This is a genomic window from Ferrigenium kumadai, assembly GCF_018324385.1.
Classification (GTDB): domain Bacteria; phylum Pseudomonadota; class Gammaproteobacteria; order Burkholderiales; family Gallionellaceae; genus Gallionella; species Gallionella kumadai.
Map to the genome: position 1 here is coordinate 2,161,762 of NZ_AP019536.1, position 20,441 is coordinate 2,182,202.

Annotated in this window: 19 protein-coding genes; 7 read left to right on the forward strand and 12 right to left on the reverse strand. The window is 61.1% G+C overall.

Going from position 1 to position 20,441, the window contains the following annotated elements; translation table 11 throughout:
• The first annotated feature begins 38 nt into the window (after positions 1-38).
• The 4 genes from metG (at position 39) to FGKAn22_RS10515 (ending at position 5,053) form a co-directional block, all read left to right on the forward strand.
• Positions 39-2,135, forward strand: a complete 2,097-nt coding sequence (metG, locus tag FGKAn22_RS10500) for a methionine--tRNA ligase (protein ID WP_212785591.1) — start codon at positions 39-41, stop codon at positions 2,133-2,135.
• Positions 2,136-2,267: 132 nt separating this feature from the next.
• A complete protein-coding gene (locus tag FGKAn22_RS10505; RefSeq protein WP_246487392.1) occupies positions 2,268-3,953 on the forward strand; it encodes a SulP family inorganic anion transporter in 1,686 nt (561 codons plus the stop codon).
• Complete coding sequence (locus FGKAn22_RS10510; protein WP_212785592.1) at positions 3,950-4,234, forward strand: acylphosphatase; 285 nt, start codon at positions 3,950-3,952, stop codon at positions 4,232-4,234. Before FGKAn22_RS10505 ends, FGKAn22_RS10510 begins: the two co-directional genes overlap by 4 nt.
• Positions 4,235-4,246: 12 nt before the next feature.
• A complete protein-coding gene (locus tag FGKAn22_RS10515; protein ID WP_212785593.1) occupies positions 4,247-5,053 on the forward strand; it encodes an SDR family NAD(P)-dependent oxidoreductase in 807 nt (268 codons plus the stop codon).
• 27 nt (positions 5,054-5,080) lie between these two features.
• Here the strand turns inward: FGKAn22_RS10515 and FGKAn22_RS10520 are convergent, their stop codons facing one another.
• Positions 5,081-5,347, reverse strand: coding sequence for a hypothetical protein (locus FGKAn22_RS10520; RefSeq protein ID WP_212785594.1), 267 nt, complete (start codon positions 5,345-5,347; stop codon positions 5,081-5,083).
• A 59-nt stretch (positions 5,348-5,406) separates the two neighbouring features.
• Positions 5,407-5,817, reverse strand: a complete 411-nt coding sequence (locus tag FGKAn22_RS10525) for a YciI family protein (RefSeq protein ID WP_212785595.1) — start codon at positions 5,815-5,817, stop codon at positions 5,407-5,409.
• Positions 5,818-6,098: 281 nt separating this feature from the next.
• On the opposite strand from FGKAn22_RS10525, the gene FGKAn22_RS10530 reads away from it, so the two are divergent.
• Complete coding sequence (locus FGKAn22_RS10530) at positions 6,099-6,749, forward strand: SGNH/GDSL hydrolase family protein (protein WP_212785596.1); 651 nt, start codon at positions 6,099-6,101, stop codon at positions 6,747-6,749.
• A gap of 87 nt (positions 6,750-6,836) precedes the next feature.
• Here FGKAn22_RS10530 and FGKAn22_RS10535 read toward each other — a convergent pair whose 3' ends face one another.
• Together FGKAn22_RS10535 and zwf are read right to left on the reverse strand one after the other, a co-directional pair.
• Positions 6,837-7,181 carry a cupin domain-containing protein gene (locus FGKAn22_RS10535; protein ID WP_212785597.1) on the reverse strand — a complete coding sequence of 115 codons (345 nt, stop codon included), beginning with the start codon at positions 7,179-7,181 and terminating at the stop codon, positions 6,837-6,839.
• 56 nt (positions 7,182-7,237) lie between these two features.
• Positions 7,238-8,749, reverse strand: a complete 1,512-nt coding sequence (gene zwf / locus FGKAn22_RS10540; protein ID WP_212785598.1) for a glucose-6-phosphate dehydrogenase — start codon at positions 8,747-8,749, stop codon at positions 7,238-7,240.
• Between the two features lie 176 nt (positions 8,750-8,925).
• Between zwf and gnd the strand changes: the two genes are divergently transcribed.
• Both gnd and pgl read left to right on the forward strand, forming a co-directional pair.
• Positions 8,926-9,903: a phosphogluconate dehydrogenase (NAD(+)-dependent, decarboxylating) gene (gnd, locus tag FGKAn22_RS10545; protein ID WP_212785599.1), complete on the forward strand. Its 978-nt coding sequence runs from the start codon at positions 8,926-8,928 to the stop codon at positions 9,901-9,903.
• A gap of 8 nt (positions 9,904-9,911) precedes the next feature.
• Positions 9,912-10,637, forward strand: coding sequence for a 6-phosphogluconolactonase (gene pgl / locus FGKAn22_RS10550; protein WP_212785600.1), 726 nt, complete (start codon positions 9,912-9,914; stop codon positions 10,635-10,637).
• Positions 10,638-10,668: 31 nt separating this feature from the next.
• Here the strand turns inward: pgl and FGKAn22_RS10555 are convergent, their stop codons facing one another.
• The 8 genes from FGKAn22_RS10555 to FGKAn22_RS10590 all read right to left on the reverse strand — a co-directional run bounded on the left by FGKAn22_RS10555 (position 10,669) and on the right by FGKAn22_RS10590 (position 20,326).
• Complete coding sequence (locus FGKAn22_RS10555; RefSeq protein ID WP_212785601.1) at positions 10,669-10,884, reverse strand: YgaP family membrane protein; 216 nt, start codon at positions 10,882-10,884, stop codon at positions 10,669-10,671.
• A gap of 67 nt (positions 10,885-10,951) precedes the next feature.
• Positions 10,952-11,449, reverse strand: a complete 498-nt coding sequence (locus tag FGKAn22_RS10560; RefSeq protein WP_212785602.1) for a hypothetical protein — start codon at positions 11,447-11,449, stop codon at positions 10,952-10,954.
• Complete coding sequence (locus FGKAn22_RS10565) at positions 11,446-12,855, reverse strand: efflux transporter outer membrane subunit (protein WP_212785603.1); 1,410 nt, start codon at positions 12,853-12,855, stop codon at positions 11,446-11,448. Before FGKAn22_RS10565 ends, FGKAn22_RS10560 begins: the two co-directional genes overlap by 4 nt.
• Entirely contained in the window at positions 12,852-16,037 is a 3,186-nt protein-coding gene (locus tag FGKAn22_RS10570) for an efflux RND transporter permease subunit (protein WP_212785604.1), read from the reverse strand. Before FGKAn22_RS10570 ends, FGKAn22_RS10565 begins: the two co-directional genes overlap by 4 nt.
• A 22-nt stretch (positions 16,038-16,059) precedes the next feature.
• Positions 16,060-17,202 carry an efflux RND transporter periplasmic adaptor subunit gene (locus tag FGKAn22_RS10575; protein ID WP_212785605.1) on the reverse strand — a complete coding sequence of 381 codons (1,143 nt, stop codon included), beginning with the start codon at positions 17,200-17,202 and terminating at the stop codon, positions 16,060-16,062.
• A 56-nt stretch (positions 17,203-17,258) separates the two neighbouring features.
• Positions 17,259-17,978, reverse strand: coding sequence for a glutathione binding-like protein (locus FGKAn22_RS10580; RefSeq protein ID WP_212785606.1), 720 nt, complete (start codon positions 17,976-17,978; stop codon positions 17,259-17,261).
• A 219-nt stretch (positions 17,979-18,197) separates the two neighbouring features.
• Positions 18,198-19,931: a S8 family peptidase gene (locus FGKAn22_RS10585; protein WP_212785607.1), complete on the reverse strand. Its 1,734-nt coding sequence runs from the start codon at positions 19,929-19,931 to the stop codon at positions 18,198-18,200.
• A 41-nt stretch (positions 19,932-19,972) separates the two neighbouring features.
• Positions 19,973-20,326 carry a hypothetical protein gene (locus tag FGKAn22_RS10590; RefSeq protein ID WP_212785608.1) on the reverse strand — a complete coding sequence of 118 codons (354 nt, stop codon included), beginning with the start codon at positions 20,324-20,326 and terminating at the stop codon, positions 19,973-19,975.
• Positions 20,327-20,441: the final 115 nt, after the last annotated feature.

Genomic DNA, 20,441 nt, shown 5'->3' on the forward strand with positions numbered 1-20,441 from the left:
TGCTAAAATCCGCGCCTTTACAGCATTGGCAACAATCCATGACCACGCGCAAGATCCTCGTCACCTCCGCCCTGCCCTACGCAAACGGCAGCATCCACCTCGGCCACCTGGTCGAGTACATCCAGACCGATATCTGGGTGCGATTCCAGAAGATGCGCGGCAACCAGTGCCACTACGTGTGCGCCGACGACACCCACGGCACGCCCATCATGCTGCGTGCAGAGAAGGAAGGCGTCACGCCGGAACAACTGATCGCGCGCGTGTGGCAGGAGCACTACGACGACTTCAAGGCGTTCCACGTCGCTTTCGACAACTACGGCTCGACCAACTCCGGCGAGACCAAGAGCTTCGCCCAGGGCATCTACCGCACGCTCAAGGCCGAGAACCTGATCGAGGTGCGCTCCATCGAGCAGTTCTACGACCCGGTCAAGAACATGTTCCTGCCGGACCGCTTCATCAAGGGTGAATGCCCGAAGTGCCATGCAAAAGACCAGTACGGCGACAACTGCGAAGTGTGCGGCGCGGCCTATGCCCCCACGGAATTGATCAACCCGTTCTCCGCCGTATCCGGCGCAAAACCGGAACTGCGCAATTCCGACCATTATTTCTTCAAGCTTTCCGCCGATACCTGCCAGCAATTCCTGCGCAAGTGGACGCGCGGCGGCGCCTTGCAGCCCGAAGCGGCCAACAAGATGCAGGAATGGCTGGGTGCCGAAGGCGAGAACAAACTCACCGACTGGGACATCTCACGCGACTCGCCCTACTTCGGCTTCGAGATCCCCGACGCGCCGGGCAAGTATTTCTACGTCTGGCTGGACGCGCCCGTCGGTTACATGGGCAGCTTCAAGCAACTGTGCGACGCCACCGGCATGGACTTCGACGACTACTGGAAGCCCGGCTCGGATGCCGAGCTGTACCACTTCATCGGCAAGGACATCCTCTACTTCCATGCGCTGTTCTGGCCCGCGATGCTGCAACACGCCGGTTTCCGCACTCCGACCAAACTGTTCGCCCACGGCTTCCTGACCGTCAACGGCGAGAAGATGTCCAAGTCGCGCGGCACCTTCATCACGGCCCGCAGCTACGTCGACCACATCAAGAACACCGAATACCTGCGCTACTACTACGCGTCCAAGCTGAACGGCACGATGGAGGACCTCGACCTCAGCCTCGACGACTTCGTGGCGAAGGTGAACAGCGACCTGATCGGCAAGTACATCAACATCGCCAGCCGCTGTGCCGGATTCCTCACCAAGTTCTTTGACGGCAAGCTGGCCTTCGCAGATTCGAAGTCGCTGCTCGACTACGCCAAGGGCAGCGACGGCGTCGTAGCCCAATCCTTCGAGTCTCGCGATTATGCTCGTGCGCTGCGCGACATCATGGCTATCGCCGACAGCATCAACGGCGAGATCGCTGCCGCTGCGCCGTGGACGCTGGCCAAGGATGAATCCAAGCGTAAAGAGCTACAAGAAGTCAGCTCTTTTGCACTGCACGGTTTCTATGTGCTGTCTATCCTGCTGAGCCCGGTGCTGCCTGCACTGACCTCACGCGTAGCACGCGAACTGTTCGGTATGGACCGCGACTTCAACTGGGCCGATCTCGCCGTATTGCCAACACACATCAACGCCTATCAACATCTGGCGACCCGCCTCGATCCCAAGCTGATCGAGGCGATGATCGCCGCCAACCAGGAAAGCCTGAAACCCATGACCGAATCACATTCCGAGACACGCCACGCCGAACACCAGCAGCACACGCCTTCTGCTCAACCGCAAGGTGAGCAGAAGACTATCGCGCCCATCGCCGAGACCATCGGCATCGACGACTTCATGAAGGTCGACCTGCGCGTGGCGCGCATCGCCAACGCCGAGCATGTGGAAGGCGCCGAGAAGCTGCTCAAGCTGACGCTGGACATCGGCGAGGCGCAGCCGCGCACCGTGTTCGCGGGCATCAAGTCGGCATACGATCCGGAGAAGCTCAAGGGCCGCATGACCGTGATGGTCGCCAACCTGGCCCCCCGCAAGATGAAGTTCGGCATGTCCGAAGGCATGGTGCTGGCGGCTTCTGGCGAAGCGCCGGGCTTGTTCGTGCTGTCGCCGGACGAGGGCGCACAGCCGGGGATGCGGATTAAATAAGGAAAAATATAAACAATATTTGTAGGAGCGTGCCTTGCACGCGAATCGCGCCGAGGTGGCGTTCCTACAGGATTTCTTTTTCATGGGGAAATCGGAATCCCTTGTTACTAAGGAGGTGCTGACACAGCAACTATGGACAATTCGCTTTTGGTGAAATTCTCCCAGTTCTTTCGCCCGCGTCTGATCGACGCCTTGCGCGGCTACGACAAAGCGCGCCTCACCACCGACATCACCGCCGGCATCACCGTCGGCGTCATCGCCCTGCCCCTCGCCATCGCCTTCGCCATCGCCTCCGGCGCCAAACCGGAAGCAGGCATCTTCACCGCCATCATCGCCGGCTTCATCATCTCCGCACTGGGCGGCTCGCGCGTGCAGATCGGCGGTCCGACGGGCGCGTTCATCGTCATCGTCTACGGCATCATCATGCAGTACGGCTACGCCAACCTGCTGATCTGCACCATGATGGCGGGCGTAATGCTGGTGGCCATGGGCGCGGCGCGCATGGGCAACCTCATCAAGTTCTTCCCGCGCCCGCTGATCATGGGATTCACCAACGGCATCGCCGTGCTGATCGCGCTGAGCCAGGTGAAGGAATTCTTCGGCCTGCAGATCGACGTGATGCCCGCCGACTTCTTCCCCAAGCTGCAGGCCATCGCGCACGCGGCGAATACGGTGGACTTCCTCACGCTCGTGCTGGCTGCGGTATCGGCGCTGTTCATCTGGTTCTACCCCAAGGCCTGGGCGCAGAAGCTGCCCTCGCCCATCATCGCGCTGGTGCTTGGCACCGCCGTGGTCGCGCTGTTCAACCTGCCTGTCGAGACCATCGGCACGCGCTTCGGCGGCATCCCGCAGGGCCTGCCGACCTTCGATCCGCCCGAGTTCACCTTCCAGACGCTGCGTTACCTGATCGCCCCGGCGATGACCATCGCGCTGCTCGGCGCGATCGAGTCGCTGCTCTCCGCCGCGGTGGCGGACGGCATGATCGACGACAAGCACGACCCCAACCAGGAACTGATGGCGCAGGGCATCGCCAACATCGTCACGCCCTTCTTCGGCGGCATCCCCGCCACCGGCGCCATCGCCCGCACCGCGACCAACGTGCGCTCCGGCGCCACCAGCCCGGTCTCCGGCATCGTGCACGCACTCACCCTGCTGGTCATCGTGCTGGTCGCCGCGCCGCTCGCGGTCTACATCCCGCTCGCCACCCTCTCCGCGATCCTCGTCGTGGTCGCCATCAACATGGGCGAATGGGAAGGCTTCCGCACCCTGCACAAGTACCCGAAGAGCGACAGCGCCGTGCTGCTCGCCACCTTCCTGCTCACGGTGATCTTCGACCTCACGGTCGCGGTCGAGGTGGGCATGTTCGTCGCCATCCTCTTCTTCATCAAGCGCATCACCGACCTCACCCACGTCAGCGTGGCGGAAGAATCGCCGCAGATGGACGATGGCGAGTCCACGCTGTTGCGCAAAGGCGTGCCGCCGGGCGTGATGATCTATCGCGTGTTCGGCGCGCTGTTTTTCGGCGCGGCGGACAAGCTCGAAGCCATCCTCTCCACGACACACGCCGAACCGGATGTGCTCATCCTGAAGATGCACGAAGTCATCAGCATGGACGCCAGCGCGCTGCACAAGCTCGAGCACCTGCACGGCAAGCTGCGCAAGCACGGCAAGCACCTCATCCTGTGCGGCCCGCACACGCAGCCCTACTTCCTGATGCACCAGGCAGGATTCTTCGCCCAGATCGGCACGGAGAACGTGGTGGCGAATCTTGAAGACGCGCTGAAGCGCGCGAAAGAGCTGTTGCCCCAAAAGGCATGACGACCACACCGCGGAAGGAAACGCTGCGTCTCGTCGTCCACGGACGGGTGCAAGGCGTGTTCTTCCGCGACTCGATGCGCCACGAGGCGCAACGGCTTGGCATCGACGGCTGGGTGCGCAACCGCAGCGACGGCACGGTGGAAGCCGAGGTACAGGGAGCGCCCGCCGCCGTGGAGGCCATCGTGCACTGGGCGCATCGCGGCCCGGAACATGCGCGGGTGGAACGAGTCGAAGTCGAACCAAGCGAAGGAACGCACAGCAGCTTTGAAATCCTTTACTGAGTAGAGGTGGACATGGGCATCATCCTCGTTACCGGAGCAACCGACGGCATCGGCTTTGAGACCACAAGGGAACTGGCCACACTGGGACATGAAGTGGTGGTGCATGGGCGCAGCGAGGAGAAGGCGCGACACGCCCGCGATGCGATCCAGGATGCCGCGCCGAAAGCCGTGCTGCACCTCGCCCACGCCGACCTGACCGATCCTGCCGCAATCCAGCGCATGGCGCAGGACCTCCTCTCCCGCCTGCCGCACCTCGACGTGCTGGTCAACAACGCCGGCGTATACATGAATGAGTTCAGGCTCACCAGGGACGGCTTCGAGATGACGCTCGCAGTGAACTACCTCGCGCCTTTCCTGCTGACGAACCTGCTGCTCCCATTGCTGAAAAGATCGGATGAGCCCCGCGTGGTCACGGTCGCATCGATCGCGCACCAGAGCGGACGCATCCCATTCGACAACCTGAACAGCGAACGGCATTTCGACGGCTACCACGCCTACGCCAATTCCAAGCTCGCCGTCGCCCTGTTCGCCGCCGAACTGGCGCGGCGCGAACCGTGGCTTGCCTCCAACAGCCTGCATCCGGGCGTGATCGGCACCAAGCTGCTGCATGCCGGATTCGACATGAAAGGCGCCCCCGTGACCGAGGGCGCGCAGACCCCGGTGTTCCTCGCCACCTCGCCCGCGGTCAAGGGAATGACAGGGAAGTACTTCGACCGCTGCACCGCCGTCCGCCCCTCGGCGCTGGCCGAGGACGAACAGCTTGCACAACAGTTGTGGGAGTGGACAGCGAAGGCCCTGCGCCCCTGGCTGCCTGTTTGAGGCAACCGGGAGCGACTCCGGTTTCTTTTACCGTTTTCGAACGTGCAATTCCGGATTCCGGATGAGTGCGTACTCGAGCGCGTTGGCCAGGCTGTCGACCAGGGCATCCTGCAACTCGGGAGCGAGAGCATCGGCACCGTCGAGCGAGGCATGATATGCGGCCCGCGAGACCTGCTGCCCGTCCACGTCGAACGCGGCGACGTGAACGGATGTCGGATCGGTCCAGTACTCGAGGTTTACGACAGGTCCGCTTTCCAGGCGGAACTCATTCCTCTTCACTTTATGCCGGGTCATTGGGAACTCCTTTCTTCGATGGTTTAGTAGCGGATGTTTCTGCGTCAGTCTCAACGCGGCTAAACGGCTCCCTGCATCTCTGCGAACCCTGCCGCAGCCTTCTGAACGTCGGGAGGGAAATCGGAAATATCCTGCACCTGGCGAATTTCGATGATCTCGTTGTCGGAAGCCGGACAGCGCGACGCCCATTCGATGGCCTCCTCTTTCGACTTCACCTGGATCATCCAGTAGCCGCCGAGCGTTTCGTCCACTCCGGGGAAAGGGGCTCGGATCACCGTGGGCCTGCCGCCCGAAAAGGTCACGCGCGCGCCCATCGAGGGCGGATGCAGACCGTCGAGCGAGAGCAGTACACCGGCATCCTGCAGGGACTTGTTGTATTTCATCATCGCCGCGACGGCCTCGGCAGCGGGCATGGCGCCCGGCTCCGCTTTCTCATATCCCTTGGGAATCATCAGCATCATGAATCGCATGGCGGGGACTCCTTCCGGTCACAGGTTCAATGAAGACGCGACTAGGCGCTGACCTGAATCGTGAACCAGAAACGTCCAATGAGAAATAAGCTGAATTGCTTAGGGAATGAGTGAACGGCTGAGAGTGGCACCGTCAGTGCTCCACTAAGGAAGCTTTACCCATTGGGCATATTGCGTTTCCGCCCAGATGCTGCAATGCTTCGCTTCAGATTTATTTGAGCAACGGACTCCGCGCCTGCGGCGCTCACTTCCAACGTTAGAGCACATATCCAGGAGCCCCCATGCAGCACATACTGGTCTACTCTGATTCGTTGTCCTGGGGCATTATCCCAACGACACGGAAGCGCCTGCATTTCGAGCAACGCTGGCCGGGCGTCATGGAAATATCCCTTTGTTCTTCTGGTCAGAAAGTTCGGGTTGTCGAAGACTGCCTGAACGGTCGGCGTACCGTATGGGATGATCCCTTCAAACCCGGACGGAATGGTCTTGTCGGGTTGGCTCAACGAATCGAAATTCACTCGCCGCTTGAGCTTGTTGTTCTTATGCTCGGAACAAACGACTTCCAGTCTATGCACCAGTACAACGCATGGCACTCATCTCAAGGAATTAGTGCGCTCGTATCCGCCATCCGCACAGCGCCTATCGAGCCAGGCATGCCCGTGCCACAAATACTTGTGGTTGCGCCGCCAGCCATCCGAACGCCGAAAGGACCGATTGCGCCAAAATTCGAGGGCGGCGAAACAAAGTGCGTTGGGTTGTCTGCCGCCTATCGGTTGGTGTGCGAAGAAGTTGGTTGCCATTTCTTCGATGCTGGCAGCGTAATCACATCAAGCAATGTAGATGGAGTGCATCTTGATCTTGAGCAGCACTTGGCTCTTGGTAACGCAATGGCCAAAGTTGTTAAACCGCTGCTTTTGAAAAATATGCTCTAACCCTGCGCTCAAGTTCGCGCCCTCCGGTCGCTGGGACGCACCTTCGGCGCCCCCCTCAGCTTCACGTTAGATGTCGGGCATGAGCTCTTACTCTTGCCTGACTATATCGACCGAAATCTCCACCGCCGGAATTGTTCCTCTGTTCTCAAGCCAGTGTGTGGTGTTTCTATCCTCGGGCCAGCCCACTCCCGGCCCATAGTCCGTAGCGACTCCATTTCGATGGTCAGTGATCGTTCCTTGCAGTATGTAGACGGTGCCTGACCTGCCTTGATGGTCGTGAATCGGGCCGAAGACGCCTCCAGGCTCGATGGTCACCATACGCATGCGAAGTTGGCGCCCTGCCATACCCTCGATCTCAGGGCCAAGATCAACCGTTGCAAGTAACTTCACCGTAACACCGCTCGTCTCAGGTGCCACCTGTTCGTTGCTCATCGTGCTCTCCTTTCGGTACTTCCAAGGCCTAACTTGTAGTCAAGAACTTCCGGTTGTCATGCCTTGGTGATAGTCGGCGTCAGCCAGCTGTTGCCGTCGCGTGCCACCAGCAGGTCGGCAGATTCCGGCCCCCAGGTTCCGGCAGCGTAGTTGGGGAAATCCGCTGCCGGATTCTCCGCCCAGACGTCGAGGATCGGCATGACTAGTTTCCAGGCCGCTTCCACCTGGTCGGCGCGCATGAACAGGGTGGCATCGCCGACCATGACATCCCGCAGCAGGGTTTCGTAAGCTGCCGGCGTGTCGGTCTTGAAGGCCTCCATGTAGCTGAAGCGCATGTCGACGAGACGCAGCCGCAACTGTGAGCCGGGTTCTTTGGCCATGAACTTGAGCACGATGCCCTGCTCCGGGCTCATCTGAATGATGAGCCTGGTGGGCTGCGCATTCAGTCCGGCCGAGGCGGGAAAGGCGCGATGCGGAACATCGCGAAAACGGATGGATATCTCTGAGACACTGGCCGCGAGACATTTGCCGGTGCGAAGATAGAACGGCACGTCCTGCCAGCGCCAGTTGTCGACATAGAGCTTGAGCGCGGCATAGGTCTCCGTGTTGGAGTGCGGATCGACATCCGCCTCGTCGCGATAAGGCGCCAGCTTGGCGCCCTGTATCCACCCCTCGGCATACTGGCCGCGCGCTGCAAAGCTATCCACCGTGTCACGCGGTATCGGTCGCACGGCATGGAGGACATCGACCTTCTTGTCGCGGATGTCGTCCGCATCGTAGGCAACGGGAGGCTCCATCGCAACGAGGCACAGCAGTTGCAGCAAGTGGTTCTGCACCATGTCGCGCAGCGCGCCGGCATGTTCGTAGTAGCCTCCGCGCTTCCCGACGCCCAGGGTTTCGGCGACAGTGATGGTGACGTGGTCCACGTAGCGCCGGTTCCATATCGGCTCGAAGATCGGATTCGCAAAACGCATGGCCAGGATGTTCTGCACGGTTTCCTTGCCGAGATAATGATCGATGCGAAACAGTTGCCGCTCTTCGAAGATCCGACACAGCGCATCGTTGATGCGGCGGAAGGAATCCAGGTCGTTCCCGAGCGGCTTTTCGACGACCATGCGTACATGGTCTCGGTCCTGCGACAGACCTGCCGCCCCCAAACCGAGTGCGATGCGCTCGAACAGGGAAGGCGGCGTGGCCAGGTAGAACACTCGCTCGGCCTTGCCGCCCCATTCCGTTTCATATATCTCCAGCGCCTTGCCCAGTTTGCTGAAATCCTCCGGCGCGGATACGTCGATCCTGATGTGGCGGATCATGCCGCAGAAAGCTTGCCATGCATCGGGAGGCGGTGCTCCGCGGCGCGAATTTTCGGCGACGCCCTTGAAATAGTGCTCGGCGAGGGCGGCATCGCCGGCATCCGAACGACCCACGGCCAGCAGCCGGAATCGCTCCGGCAAATGTTTGTCGAGATAGAGATCGAACAGTGCCGGAACCACCATGCGCCAGGCAAGGTCGCCGCTGGCACCGAACAGGACAAACAGGGTGTCGCTTGAGGCAATCGCTGCTTTCATGGCATGTCTCCTTAACGTGCCGGACATCCCAAGCTGTCCGCAGAGGGGCAATTCTTATCGCCGGTATTCTTGCGATAGCAGAGGCGCTTGTCTCTAATGTCCTGACCCCATTGATATCCGCCCGCATGTGCTTGATTCTTGCCGTTGTTGCGAATCGATCGACAAGGAGAAGCAGGATGCAGATCGCGATGGTGGGACTGGGGCGCATGGGGGCCAACATGACGCGCCGCTTGATGAAGGACGGCCACGACTGCGTCGTATACGATCGCAATCCGGAAACCATGGAGCGATTGGTTACCGAAGGGGCGATCGGAGTGACCAGCCTGCGTGAGCTGGCGGAAATGCTTGAGCCGCCGCGCGCCGCATGGATCATGCTGCCGGCGGGCGACGCCACCGAAGCAGCCGTGATGGAACTGGCCGGCTATTTTGCAGCAGGCGACGTCATCATCGACGGCGGCAACGGCTATTTCAAGGACGATGTGCGGAGATCAAAGATACTCGCCCAACGCGGCATCCACTATCTGGATGCGGGCACGAGCGGCGGCGTGTGGGGGCGCGAGCGGGGCTACTGCCTGATGGTGGGCGGCGATGCCGTCGCGGTGAAGTATCTGGAACCGGTGTTTGTCACGCTGTCGCCCGGCGGTGCCGGCATCCCACCCTCTCCGAACCGAACCGCCGGCGGCAGCGCAGAACACGGCTGGCTCCATTGCGGTCCTTCCGGGGCGGGACATTTCGTCAAGATGGTGCACAACGGCATCGAGTACGGATTGATGCAGGCTTACGCCGAAGGTTTCGACATTCTCAAGAACGCCAATGCCGATTCGCTGCCCGCGGATCAGCGCTATGAGTTCGATCTGGCCAACATCGCCGAGCTCTGGCGGCGCGGCAGCGTGGTGACTTCCTGGCTGCTGGACCTGTCGGCGGATGCGCTGGCGCAGAATCCCGATCTGTCGAATTACGGCGGCTTTGTGCAAGACTCCGGCGAGGGCCGCTGGGCCGTGCAGACTGCCGTCGAAGAAGCGGTGCCGGCCGAGGTGCTCACCGCCGCCCTCTACGCACGCTTCCGCTCGCGCCGGGAACACACTTTCTCCGAGAAGATGTTGTCCGCCATGCGCCAAGGCTTTGGCGGACATATTGAGCCGAAGAACAAGTAGTCGTCGGCATGGATGCGTCACAGACATGCCGCTGGCACGAATTCGACAGCAGCATGGCCTTCGAGCAAGCGGCTTGCCGTTTCATCCTGGAGAACGCTGAACGGGCCATCGCCGCGCGGGGTGCTTTCCGCATCGTTCTGTCCGGTGGCGATACGCCGCGCAACATCTATCGCGCACTGCGCGACGCCGACACCGATTGGTCTGCGTGGCATATCTATTTCGGCGACGAGCGCTGCCTGCCTGCCGAAGACCCCGAGCGCAACAGCCACATGGCACGAAGCGCATGGCTCGATCATGTAGCCATCCCACCTCGGCAGATCCATCCGATATCGGGAGAGCTCGGTCCCGATGCGGCGGCGGCCAGCTATGCACAGGACCTCGCGGAGGTCGGAGAATTCGATCTGGTGCTGCTTGGTTTGGGCGAGGATGGCCACACCGCCAGTCTGTTCCCCGCCACTGCCTGGGAACATATGAAGGCATTGTCAACGGTCGTGCCGGTACTCGATGCCCCCAAGCCGCCTTCACAACGAGTCTCTCTCAGCGCTGCACGCTTGAGCCGTGCATCAAGTGTCTTGTTTCTGGTCAGCGGAAAAGACAAACGGGAGGCCGTCATGAACTGGCAAGCGGGCGTCGCCATCCCGGCAAGCAGGATATGCCCGCCCGCCGGGGTCGATATCTTCTTGAGCGACGTCGGTGATCTTCCCACTCCCTCGGACAAACCGCGGTTTTCTTAGGAACGGGCTTTATCCCAAAGCGGTATCGCCGCTATTTCTTTTCTTCGTCTTTGCAGGTGCTGATCCCGAAGATCGCATATCCAGGGCAGAAGCGAACGATCGCGGTTGCCAGCACGACAACCGCAATAACCGTTATCACTATCCGCCCTGTCATTCCGAGGGGCCCAACCAATCCAAGATCGAGCAACGCTATCCCGATGACGGTGCGACCGATGCGATCGATTCCTGTACCGACATTGCATTTCATGATGACCTCCTGAGTAAGTTATCTACAAGCAAAAAATGGGGCGGGATGCTATGTGGTGATTTGGCTGTCAGCAGGGACAATCCCCGGGTCCGCAAGACTCAGTCCGACTAAAGGTCGAGCGCACCGTGCCTTTGCTGCCGTCGAACAGCACATCGAAGCGCGTTGCCGCTCGCCAGTCGCTGCAATAACGCCATTCCAATGCAAGTTCGTCGCGAGCCTTGTAGTACCCCGTCCAGGCGGGCACCGAAGGCCCCAGAATGCGCAGCACCTGATCCTTGGTCATGCCGACCCGGACAAGAGAAAAATATCTGGGCTTGAGCACATTCTCGATACGCTGCAATTTTCCCTCCCGCCCGACAAAGACCATGTAAGTATCGAAACCCAGCGGTCCGCGCGGATAAGCCAGTTGCATCGCCCCGTCGGCATTCTGCCATCGCATGGCGGGCGCTCCCATGGTATGGATCACGTCGTCCAGGCTTGCCTCACCGGGTTTGAGGCCGCGTCCGCTGTAGGATGCACAGGAGCACAGCAACAGCGCGGTCAACGATATCGCTACCAGTCTCATGGCTTTCCTGTTGGCTGATCCGGATATATCCCCGCCCAGCCTCCGCCCAGCGCCTTGTATAGCTGCACCAGCGAGACCAGACTATTGCGGTACGCCTGCACGCGCTGCAGCTCCGCGGCATACAGGCTGTTGCTGGCGTCGATCACCTCGAAGTAGGAGGAGTAGCCGATCTCGTAACGGCGCAGCACATGTGAATTCGCCTCCTGCAAAGACTTGACCTGCTGCTCCTGGTCACGCAGGAATTGGTTATAGCTTTGCCATGCGACGAGCGCATCGGACACCTCGCGGAACGCCTGCGCGACAGCACTCTGGTACTGGAGCAGCGCCTGCTGTTCGCGCGCCTTGGCCGCATCGACCTGGTAGCCGTTGCGCTGCGAGTCGAGAATGGGCTGCAGGAAATTCAGGCCGTACGACCACACCTGCGACCCGCCGCTGAACAGGCTGGAGAACGCCAGGCTCTGCGAACCATAGCTGCCGGTAAGGGAGAGGGTCGGGAACAGCGCAGCCTTGGCCGCCCGCACGTTGGCCGTCGCGCCGATCAGGCCGGCCTCGGCCTGGCGCAGGTCGGGACGGCGTTCGAGCAAAGCCGAAGGCAGCCCCGCAGGCACCTCAGGCGGAACCGCCATGGATGTCTCATCCATCTTCCCTCTTGCGAGGGTATCCGGATTTTTTCCCAGCAGGATCTGCATCTGGTTTTCGGTCTGCGCGATCTGCCGCTGGATGTCGGACTGGTTGGCCTTGACCGATGCCAGGCTTGCTTCCGCACGGCTCACGTCCAGACCGGACGCAGCTCCCTCGCGAGACTTGGCTTGGGTGAGCGCCAGGAATCTCTCGCTGTTGGCGATGGTGCTCTGCGTGATGCGCAACTGCTGGTCGAGCGCCAGCAGGTTGAAGTAGGCGACGGCGACATCGCTCACCAGGGTCACCTTCACCGCATCGCGCGCATACTCCGTGGCAAGCAGGTTGGCCTTGGCCGCATCGCTCAGACTGGCGAGCCGCTTCCACAGATCGACCTCGAACGACACCTGCGCCAAACCGGTTGCGATTTCCAGAATGGAATACCGCCCCACCTGCAAGGTGCGTTGCCGCGTATCACCTACCGTGACATCGACTCGCGGGAACCGGTCCAGGCGGCTCACCCCGACCTGGGCGCGCGCCTCTGCCACGCGGGCAGCGGCGGTCTTTATGTCGCGGTTGTTTTCCAGCGCGGCCTGCAATATCCCCTGCAGCTGCTTGTCCCGGTAGACCTCCCACCACCCCAGGTCGGCGATGGATGCCCCGCCCGGTTTCGCATCCTGGAAACGGTATGCGCCGGGCACATCCAGATCCGGGCGCTTGTATTCCGGCCCCACCGAACACGCCGCCAGCATTCCCGCACCGAGCATGATCACAGCCATCGCTCTCATGGTTTGCCTTTCTCCGGCCCGGCCATCTGCTCTGGCGTTTTTGTGTCCTCGACCGCTTCGTTGCGGAACGGCCGCTTGCGTTCGCTGATGCGCTGGATGACCACATAGAAGACCGGGATCACGAAAATGCCGATCATGGTGGCGAAAAGCATGCCGGACACGACGGTGGTGCCGATCGACTCCCTGGCGCCCGAGCCGGCTCCGGTGGCGATCGCCAGCGGCAGCGTGCCGAAGATGAAGGCGAAAGACGTCATCAGGATGGGCCGCAGCCGCAATTGAGCCCCGTTCCTGGCCGCCTCGACGATGCCCGCTCCGCGCTCATGAGCGAGCTTGGCGAACTCGACGATCAGGATGGCGTTCTTCGCGGCGAGCCCGATCAGCATGATGAGCCCGATCTGCGCGTACACATTGTTGGCGAATCCGCGCATTGCAAGACCCGAGAAGGCGCCGAGCACACCGAAGGGTATGACGAGCAGGATGGCCACCGGCATCGCCCAGCTTTCGTACAGCGCGGCCAGCACCAGGAACACGAACATCAGCGACAGCACGAAGATGTAGCCCGTCTGTCCACCCGTCCTTTTCTCCTGCAGGGTGGCGCCGGTCCACTCATAGCCGTAGCCCTGGGGCAGCGTCCTGGCCACCTCCTCCATGGCCCGCGCGGCCTGCCCTGAACTGAACCCGGGCGCGGGAACCCCGTTGACGGTGGCTGCGCGATAGATGTTGTAGCGCTCGTAGAACTCCGGGCCGCTGATGGCCTTGGGCTTCAGCAAGGTACCGAGCGGCACCATGTCGCCGTTGGCGCTGCGCACATAATAGCGGTTGATGTCGTCCGGCTTCGTCCGCGCATTTCCCTCGGCTTGAGCCTGCACCCTGAAAGTCCGCCCGTACAGGTTGAAGTCGTTCACATAGTAGCCGCCCATGAAAGTCTGCAAGGTAAAGAACAGGTCGTTGAGGGAAACGCCCAGGGACTTCACCTTTTCGCGGTCCACCTCATATTCGATCTGCGGCGTGCGGTCATCGTAATTGGCGAACACGAAACCGATCTCCGGCCGCTTGCGCGCCTCGCCCAGAACATGTTGCAGCACCTGGGAAAACTGTTTCGGGTCGCCGCCCGCCTGGTCCTGCAGGACGAATTCGAAGCCGCCGGCGGTGGAGAGGCCCCGTATCGGCGGCGGATTCAGCACCAGCACATTGGCATCCTTGATCTCATTGTTGAGGCGCACGGTCAGCGTGCGCAGGATCTCGGCGGCCGATTGCCCCGGCCCTTCGCGCTCCGCCCAGGGCTTCAGCCTGATGAAGGAAGTCGCGTTGTAGGAAGTGGGCAATCCGGTGAGCACGTTGAACCCGCTTACCGATGCGACGCCATCCACCCCCTTCACCTCGCTGGCGATCCTGGTCAACTGCTGGACGGCTGCATTGGTGCGCTCCAGCGATGACCCGGGCGGCAGTTGCAAAAGCGAGAACATGTACCCCTGGTCCTCATCGGGCACCAGCCCCGTGGGACGGGTCTTCATCAGGCCGTACAAGGCGGCGAGCAGCACGAAGAAAGTGAGCGCCACCAGGAGCGACCTGCGTGCCAGGATCACCACCGATCCGGTGTATCGCCGCGTGAACCACCCGAAGAGGCGATTGAACCCGTCGAAAAACCGCCCCACCACGCCATGCGGTTTGACATGCGCAGCCGGCCGCAACAACAGGGCACACAGCGCCGGGGTCAGGGTCAGCGCGGCAATGGCCGACAACAGAACCGAGGTGGCCAGTGTCAGCGCGAACTGTTTATAGAGCTGCCCGGTCAGCCCGCCCAGAAAAGCCACCGGGATGAACACCGCAGAGAGCACGAGCGCGATCGCGACGACGGGCGCACCTACGTCCGCCATGGCCGCCTTGGCAGCCTGATTGGGCGTGATCTGCTCGGTATCCAGCCTGCGCTGCGCCGCCTCGACCACCACGATCGCATCGTCCACCACGATGCCGATGGCAAGCACCAGGCCAAAGAGCGTGAGTGTGTTGATGGTAAAGCCGAGTGCGGCGAACGCCGCAAAAGTACCGATCAGCGACACCGGGATGACCAGCATCGGGATCAGCGTGGCGCGCCAGCTTTGCAGGAACACGAATACGACCAGCAACACCAGCATGAAGGCTATACCCAGTGTCTTCAGCACCTCCTTGAGCGACTCGGTCACAAAGGGCGTGGTCGTGTAGGGAATGGAATAGACCATTCCTTCCGGGAACTTCTGGGCCATGTCATCCATGGCCTGCCTGACCCGTTTTGCCACATTGAGTGCGTTGGCATCGGGCTGCAGGAAGATGCCCATGAACACGCCGGGCAGGCTGCCCTCCTGCACATTGATGCTGTAATCGGCGCCGCCCAACTCGATGCGTGCAATGTCCTTGAGGTGGACGATCTGCCCGCCGGGGCCGGCGCTGATGACCATGTCCTCATACTGCGAAACATCGGCGAGCCGCCCCTTGATGGTGACCGAATACTGCATCTGCTGCCCTTTGGGAACCGGCGGCACACCGATGCGTCCGGCCGGTGCCACCACGTTCTGCTCCTGCACCACGCGCTGCACATCGCCCGCCGTCACGCCCAGGCGCGCCATCTTGTCCGGATCGAGCCAGATGCGCATGCTGTAGTCGCGCGCCCCGAAGATTCGAACGAAGCCCACGCCGGGAATGCGCGACAACGTGTCCTGGATGTGGAGCAGCGCATAGTTGCTGAGGAAGGTGGTGTCGAACCGGCGGTCGGGTGAAGTCAGTGCAAGCACTTCCAGAAAATCGGTCGATTGCTTGCGCACGGTGATCCCCTCCCGGATCACGTCGGCCGGCAGCTGGCTCTGAGCGATGGCGATACGGTTCTGCACATCCACCGCGTCCAGGTCCTGGCTGGAGCCGACATCGAAAGTGATCGTGAGGCTGTATGAGCCGTCGTTGGCGCTCTTCGAATCCATGTAGAGCATGTTCTTCGCGCCGTTGACCTGCTGTTCGATCGGCGAGGCGATGGACTGGACTACCGCATCGGCATTGGCGCCGGGGAAGCTGGTCGTCACCAGTACCTGCGGCGGAACGATCTGCGGGAATTGCGTGATCGGCAGACCCAGCGCCGCCACCGCCCCGGCCAGGGTGATGATCAGCGAGATGACCGTGGAGAAGACAGGGCGGTCGATGAAGAAGTTAAACACGGCGCATCGCTCCCGTTCGGTCTCAGCCGTGATTCTGGCCGGTGGTGACCGTGACGGGCTTTACCGTGAGGCCCGGCCTGATCTTCGGGATGCCCTCGACGACCACCAGTTCTCCCGCATTGAGCCCCCGTTCGACGATCCAGTCGTTGTCGATGCGTTTTTTGGCGGTGATATCGCGCGGAACGACTTTATTGTCCGGGCCGACGACGAACACCGACTGGTTGCCCTGCAACTCCAGCACGGCCTTTTGCGGCACGCGGATCGCATCCGGCCTATCGAAGGCAGGCAGGGTCACGCGCACGAACTGGCCTGACTTGAGAGTATGTTCAGGATTGGGAACGGAGATCCGAACCTGCAGGGTTCCCGTTTTGGGATCGAAGGCCGCATCCAGGAAGTCGAGTTTGCCGCCATATTTGTAGTCGCCGCCATCGGCGAGCTTCAGCCTGAACACGGATTCTTTTTCCTTCCCCTGTTCCGCGTAAGACTTGAGCCGCTTGTCCAGTTCGCCCAACTCCCGGTCGCTGATGGTGAAATTGACGTAGACCGGATCCTCGGAATAGAGCGTATTCAGCAGCGTCGTCGAGGCATTCACCAACCCGCCCTGCTTGACGAGGGCCTTGCTCATGACGCCGTCTCTGGGCGCACGCAGCGTGGTGTAGCCAAGGTTCAGGCTGGCCTGTTCCACCTGTGCCTTGGCCGACTCGATGCTGGCGGCGTCGGCTGCTTCTTTGGCAATGGCGGCATCCAGTTCCTGCTTGCTGACCGCCTTGTCGGCAAACAGCGGCAGCGCCCGCTCCAGGTTCTGTTTCGAATTGACATGGGAGGCCTGCGCCTGCGCGAGGTTGGCCCTGGCCTGGGTCAGCGCGGCGATGAACGGCTGCTGGTCGATCACGAACAGCAGATCGCCCTTCTTCACCCTGGCTCCATCGGCAACCCCCTGGCGTTCCAGGATGCCGCTGACGCGGGCGCGGATCTCGACCGTATCGACCGCCTCGGTCTGCGCAGCGAACTCCTCGTATACCGTGACCGGCCCGGCCTTCAGCTTGAGCACCGACACTTCGGGAGGCGGCGGCTGCGGAGGCGCGTTTTTGTTGTTGCAGCCCGCCATCGCCAGAAGCAACAGCACGGCGAGGCAGCCTCTTCCGACCATCACAATGTGGCTCATGACTATTCTTCCTTTTTATCCAGGCACACCATCGCTTAAGCCTCCTTTTCCCACGGTCAACCCAGCCGCTGCTGCATGAAGGCATGCTGAGTATTGGCATCTTGGCCGAACAGGATCTTCTTCGCGTCTTCGCTCAGCGTCGTGTCCTTGTTGACCTCCTGCGCCCTCGCATAGGCCCGCTGCGTCGCAGGCCGCGAGCGGACAAGCTTGAACCAGCGGTTCAGGTTGGGGAAATCTTCCAGCTTCTGTCCCTGCCGCTCATAAGGCACGATCCAGGGATAGCAGGCGATGTCGGCGATCGAGTATTCGTTCGCGATGAATGTCCGTCCGGCGAGGTGCTTGTCCAGCACGGAGTAAAGGCGTGAGGTTTCCTTGAGGTAACGCTCGATGGCATATGGGATCTTCTCCGGCGCATACTGGCTGAAGTGATGGTTCTGCCCCGCCATCGGCCCCAGGCCGGAGACCTGCCAGAACAGCCACTGCAGCGTATCGATGCGGCCGCGCAGGTCCTGCGGAATGAGGCGTCCGATCTTGTCGGCCAGATAGAGCAGGATCGCCCCCGATTCAAAGACTGACAGCGGGGGGCCTCCATCGGCGGGCTCATGGTCGACGATGGCCGGCATCTTGTTGTTGGGAGAGATGCGCAGGAAGTCGGGTGCGAACTGCTGGCCCTTGCCGATGTTTACCGGAACGATGCGATAGGGCAGGGCCGCCTCTTCGAGGAACATCGTGATCTTGTGGCCGTTGGGGGTGGTCCAGTAATAGAGGTCTATCATGGCTCATCCTTTGTTTGAACAGGATTGCTCATTGAGCATCCGGATTCACGGATATCGGATAGCCAATCTAGCCGGTCTGGTGAGACTTATTAATTCGGGATTGCAGGTAGTTTCCTGCTACAGGTGCTGTAGTTTCAGCCTGCAAGTAGTGCCCGGCGGCTCATGATCGGCTTGGCCGACGTGCTGGAAAAGTATCGGCAGCACGCCGACTTTCGCACGCTATCTCACCCGCAGCGAGACCGTCGCCGTGTGAGACAACGCCCCGCTTGTCCCGGTGATCGTCAGCATAAAGGTTCCAGTCGGGGTTTTGCTGTTCGTCTTCACGATCATCGTCGAGTTTGTTGCGGGGTTCGGCGTGAAGCTCGCCGACGCCCGGTTCGGAAGTCCTGCCGCCTTAAAGCTGACCGGGCCGGGGTTGCCCCCGTTCACAGCCGCAGTGGTCACAGTAAACGCGACCGATCGTCCGCGTTTGACGGAGTTCGACAATGGACTGGCCGAGATATTGAAGTCGGCGGCGGGCGGCGGCACTGGCGGTGTCGGTGTCGGCGCCGCCGCTGCACAATTGGTTACGGCCTTGTCGGCATTGAGCCGACGGCCATTGTTTATCTTGACGGCAAGTGACGGGATCGAATCCGTGTTATTGAGCAAAGCATTTTTCAGGCTCACGACATCGAGATTCCCGCATGCGGCGACGGAAAGCACCAAGGCGGCGACGCCGGATACGTGCGGCGTCGCCATCGAAGTACCGCTGAGATACTCATATTGCTTGCCCGGCCACATGGTAGAGATTTGCGACATGGTCGAGTAGATGTTGACGCCGGGAGCACCGAGCGCGACTGTCGCCGCACCATAGTTCGAGAACCATGCAAGCCCGTCGTTGCTATCCGTAGCTGCCACTGCCACCACGTTTGGCGCCGTATAGCTCGACGGATAACTGGGCATCATGTCGTTGTTGGATCCGGCGTTTCCGGCTGCCGCGACGAACAGCATGTCATTGACGTACGCTTTCATGATCTCGTCGTACAGCGCCTGCGAAAATCCGCCTCCGCCCCAGCTGTTCGACAGCACGCGCACGTTTCCCCCGTTCAGTCCGAATTTGTTCTTCACCTGGATTGCGAACTCGATCGCATTGATCGCATCGGCGATCGTTCCGCTCCCGTTCTGGTCGAGGAATTTCACGCCCATGATGCTTGCGGTCCAGTTGACGCCCGCCACGCCCACATTGTTGTTGCTGGCGGCTCCGATGGTGCCGGAAACGTGCGTGCCATGCCCGTAGTCGTCCATCGGGTCGCACGAATTCGTGATCGCATTGAACCCGTGGGTGCCTGCGGCGCAGGTGATGGACTGGCCGCCGATGTTGACCGTAAAGGCGGCAGGCGCCGACCAGACATTCTGGCTGAGGTCGGGGTGAGCGTAGTCGATTCCCGTATCGACGACCGCGACCACGTTCAGCGGGCTGCCGGTCGTCGTCGCCCACGCCTGTGTCGCGCGTATGTCCGCGCCGGTTGTTCCGGATGTTCCCATAACGGCCTGGCCGGTGTTGTTCAATCCCCATAGCAGGTTGAAGCCGGGGTCATTCGGCACCTGGAAGGTGCGAACGATGTAGTTGGGTTCGGCGTACTCGACGTCGGTACGCTTGGACGTGATCGCCAGCAAGGTCGCCGTATCGTATCGGCGGGAATGGATCCGGCGCCTCGACTTGTCTCCGACCTCCTCGTCACGATCGGCATCCATCTCCACATCCATCTCCTGCGCCCCCACCGCGGCCGTCGCTTGGTCGTGGAACTTGACGAGGATCTCACCGGGCACGACCTCATGTCCGTTGTGCAGGGCGACGGCTTGCACGCCCTGACCGCCGGCAGCCTGTATGCCACGGGATCCCGCCAGCAGGAAGATCGCCGTCAGCAAAGTGGCGGCAACGCGAAAGGCCTTCAATAGCCGATACTGAGTCATGATTCACCTCTCTTTGTTTTTTCGTTTGGTCGGTTGAACTGTCAATGACATACGACTTCAGTTGCGGCAGGAAGACTGCTCAACGGAGCAAAGCCGAGCGCCGTTGCGGCTTGTGCCCGGGCCGCGGGGATGACAAAGATTCCGATGCGGCCATCGGCAGCGCCACATACTGCCGCATAGACCTTCCCATCGACTCCGCAGGCGGAAGTGAGGACCGGGATGCCCGCGTCGGCGAGTTGGCGCTCCATGGCCTGCAATGACTGACCTCCACCCATGCATTGCACGGAACCGGAGGGTTTATAGAAACTAACGCTGGCGCCCGGCGATTTGCTTTCGACTGCTCCGCAGGCGGTAAGGATTGCGAAAACCAACAGGAAAGTCAGGATGGTTCGCATGGAGTGCCCCCAACAACCTAACGGTTAAGAGATGCGTGAATGGCGCAGTGTAGTCGCCGCCATGAATAAATCCATGGGGTTGACGGTGTATTCGGCGTAAGGAAAACCTACGAAA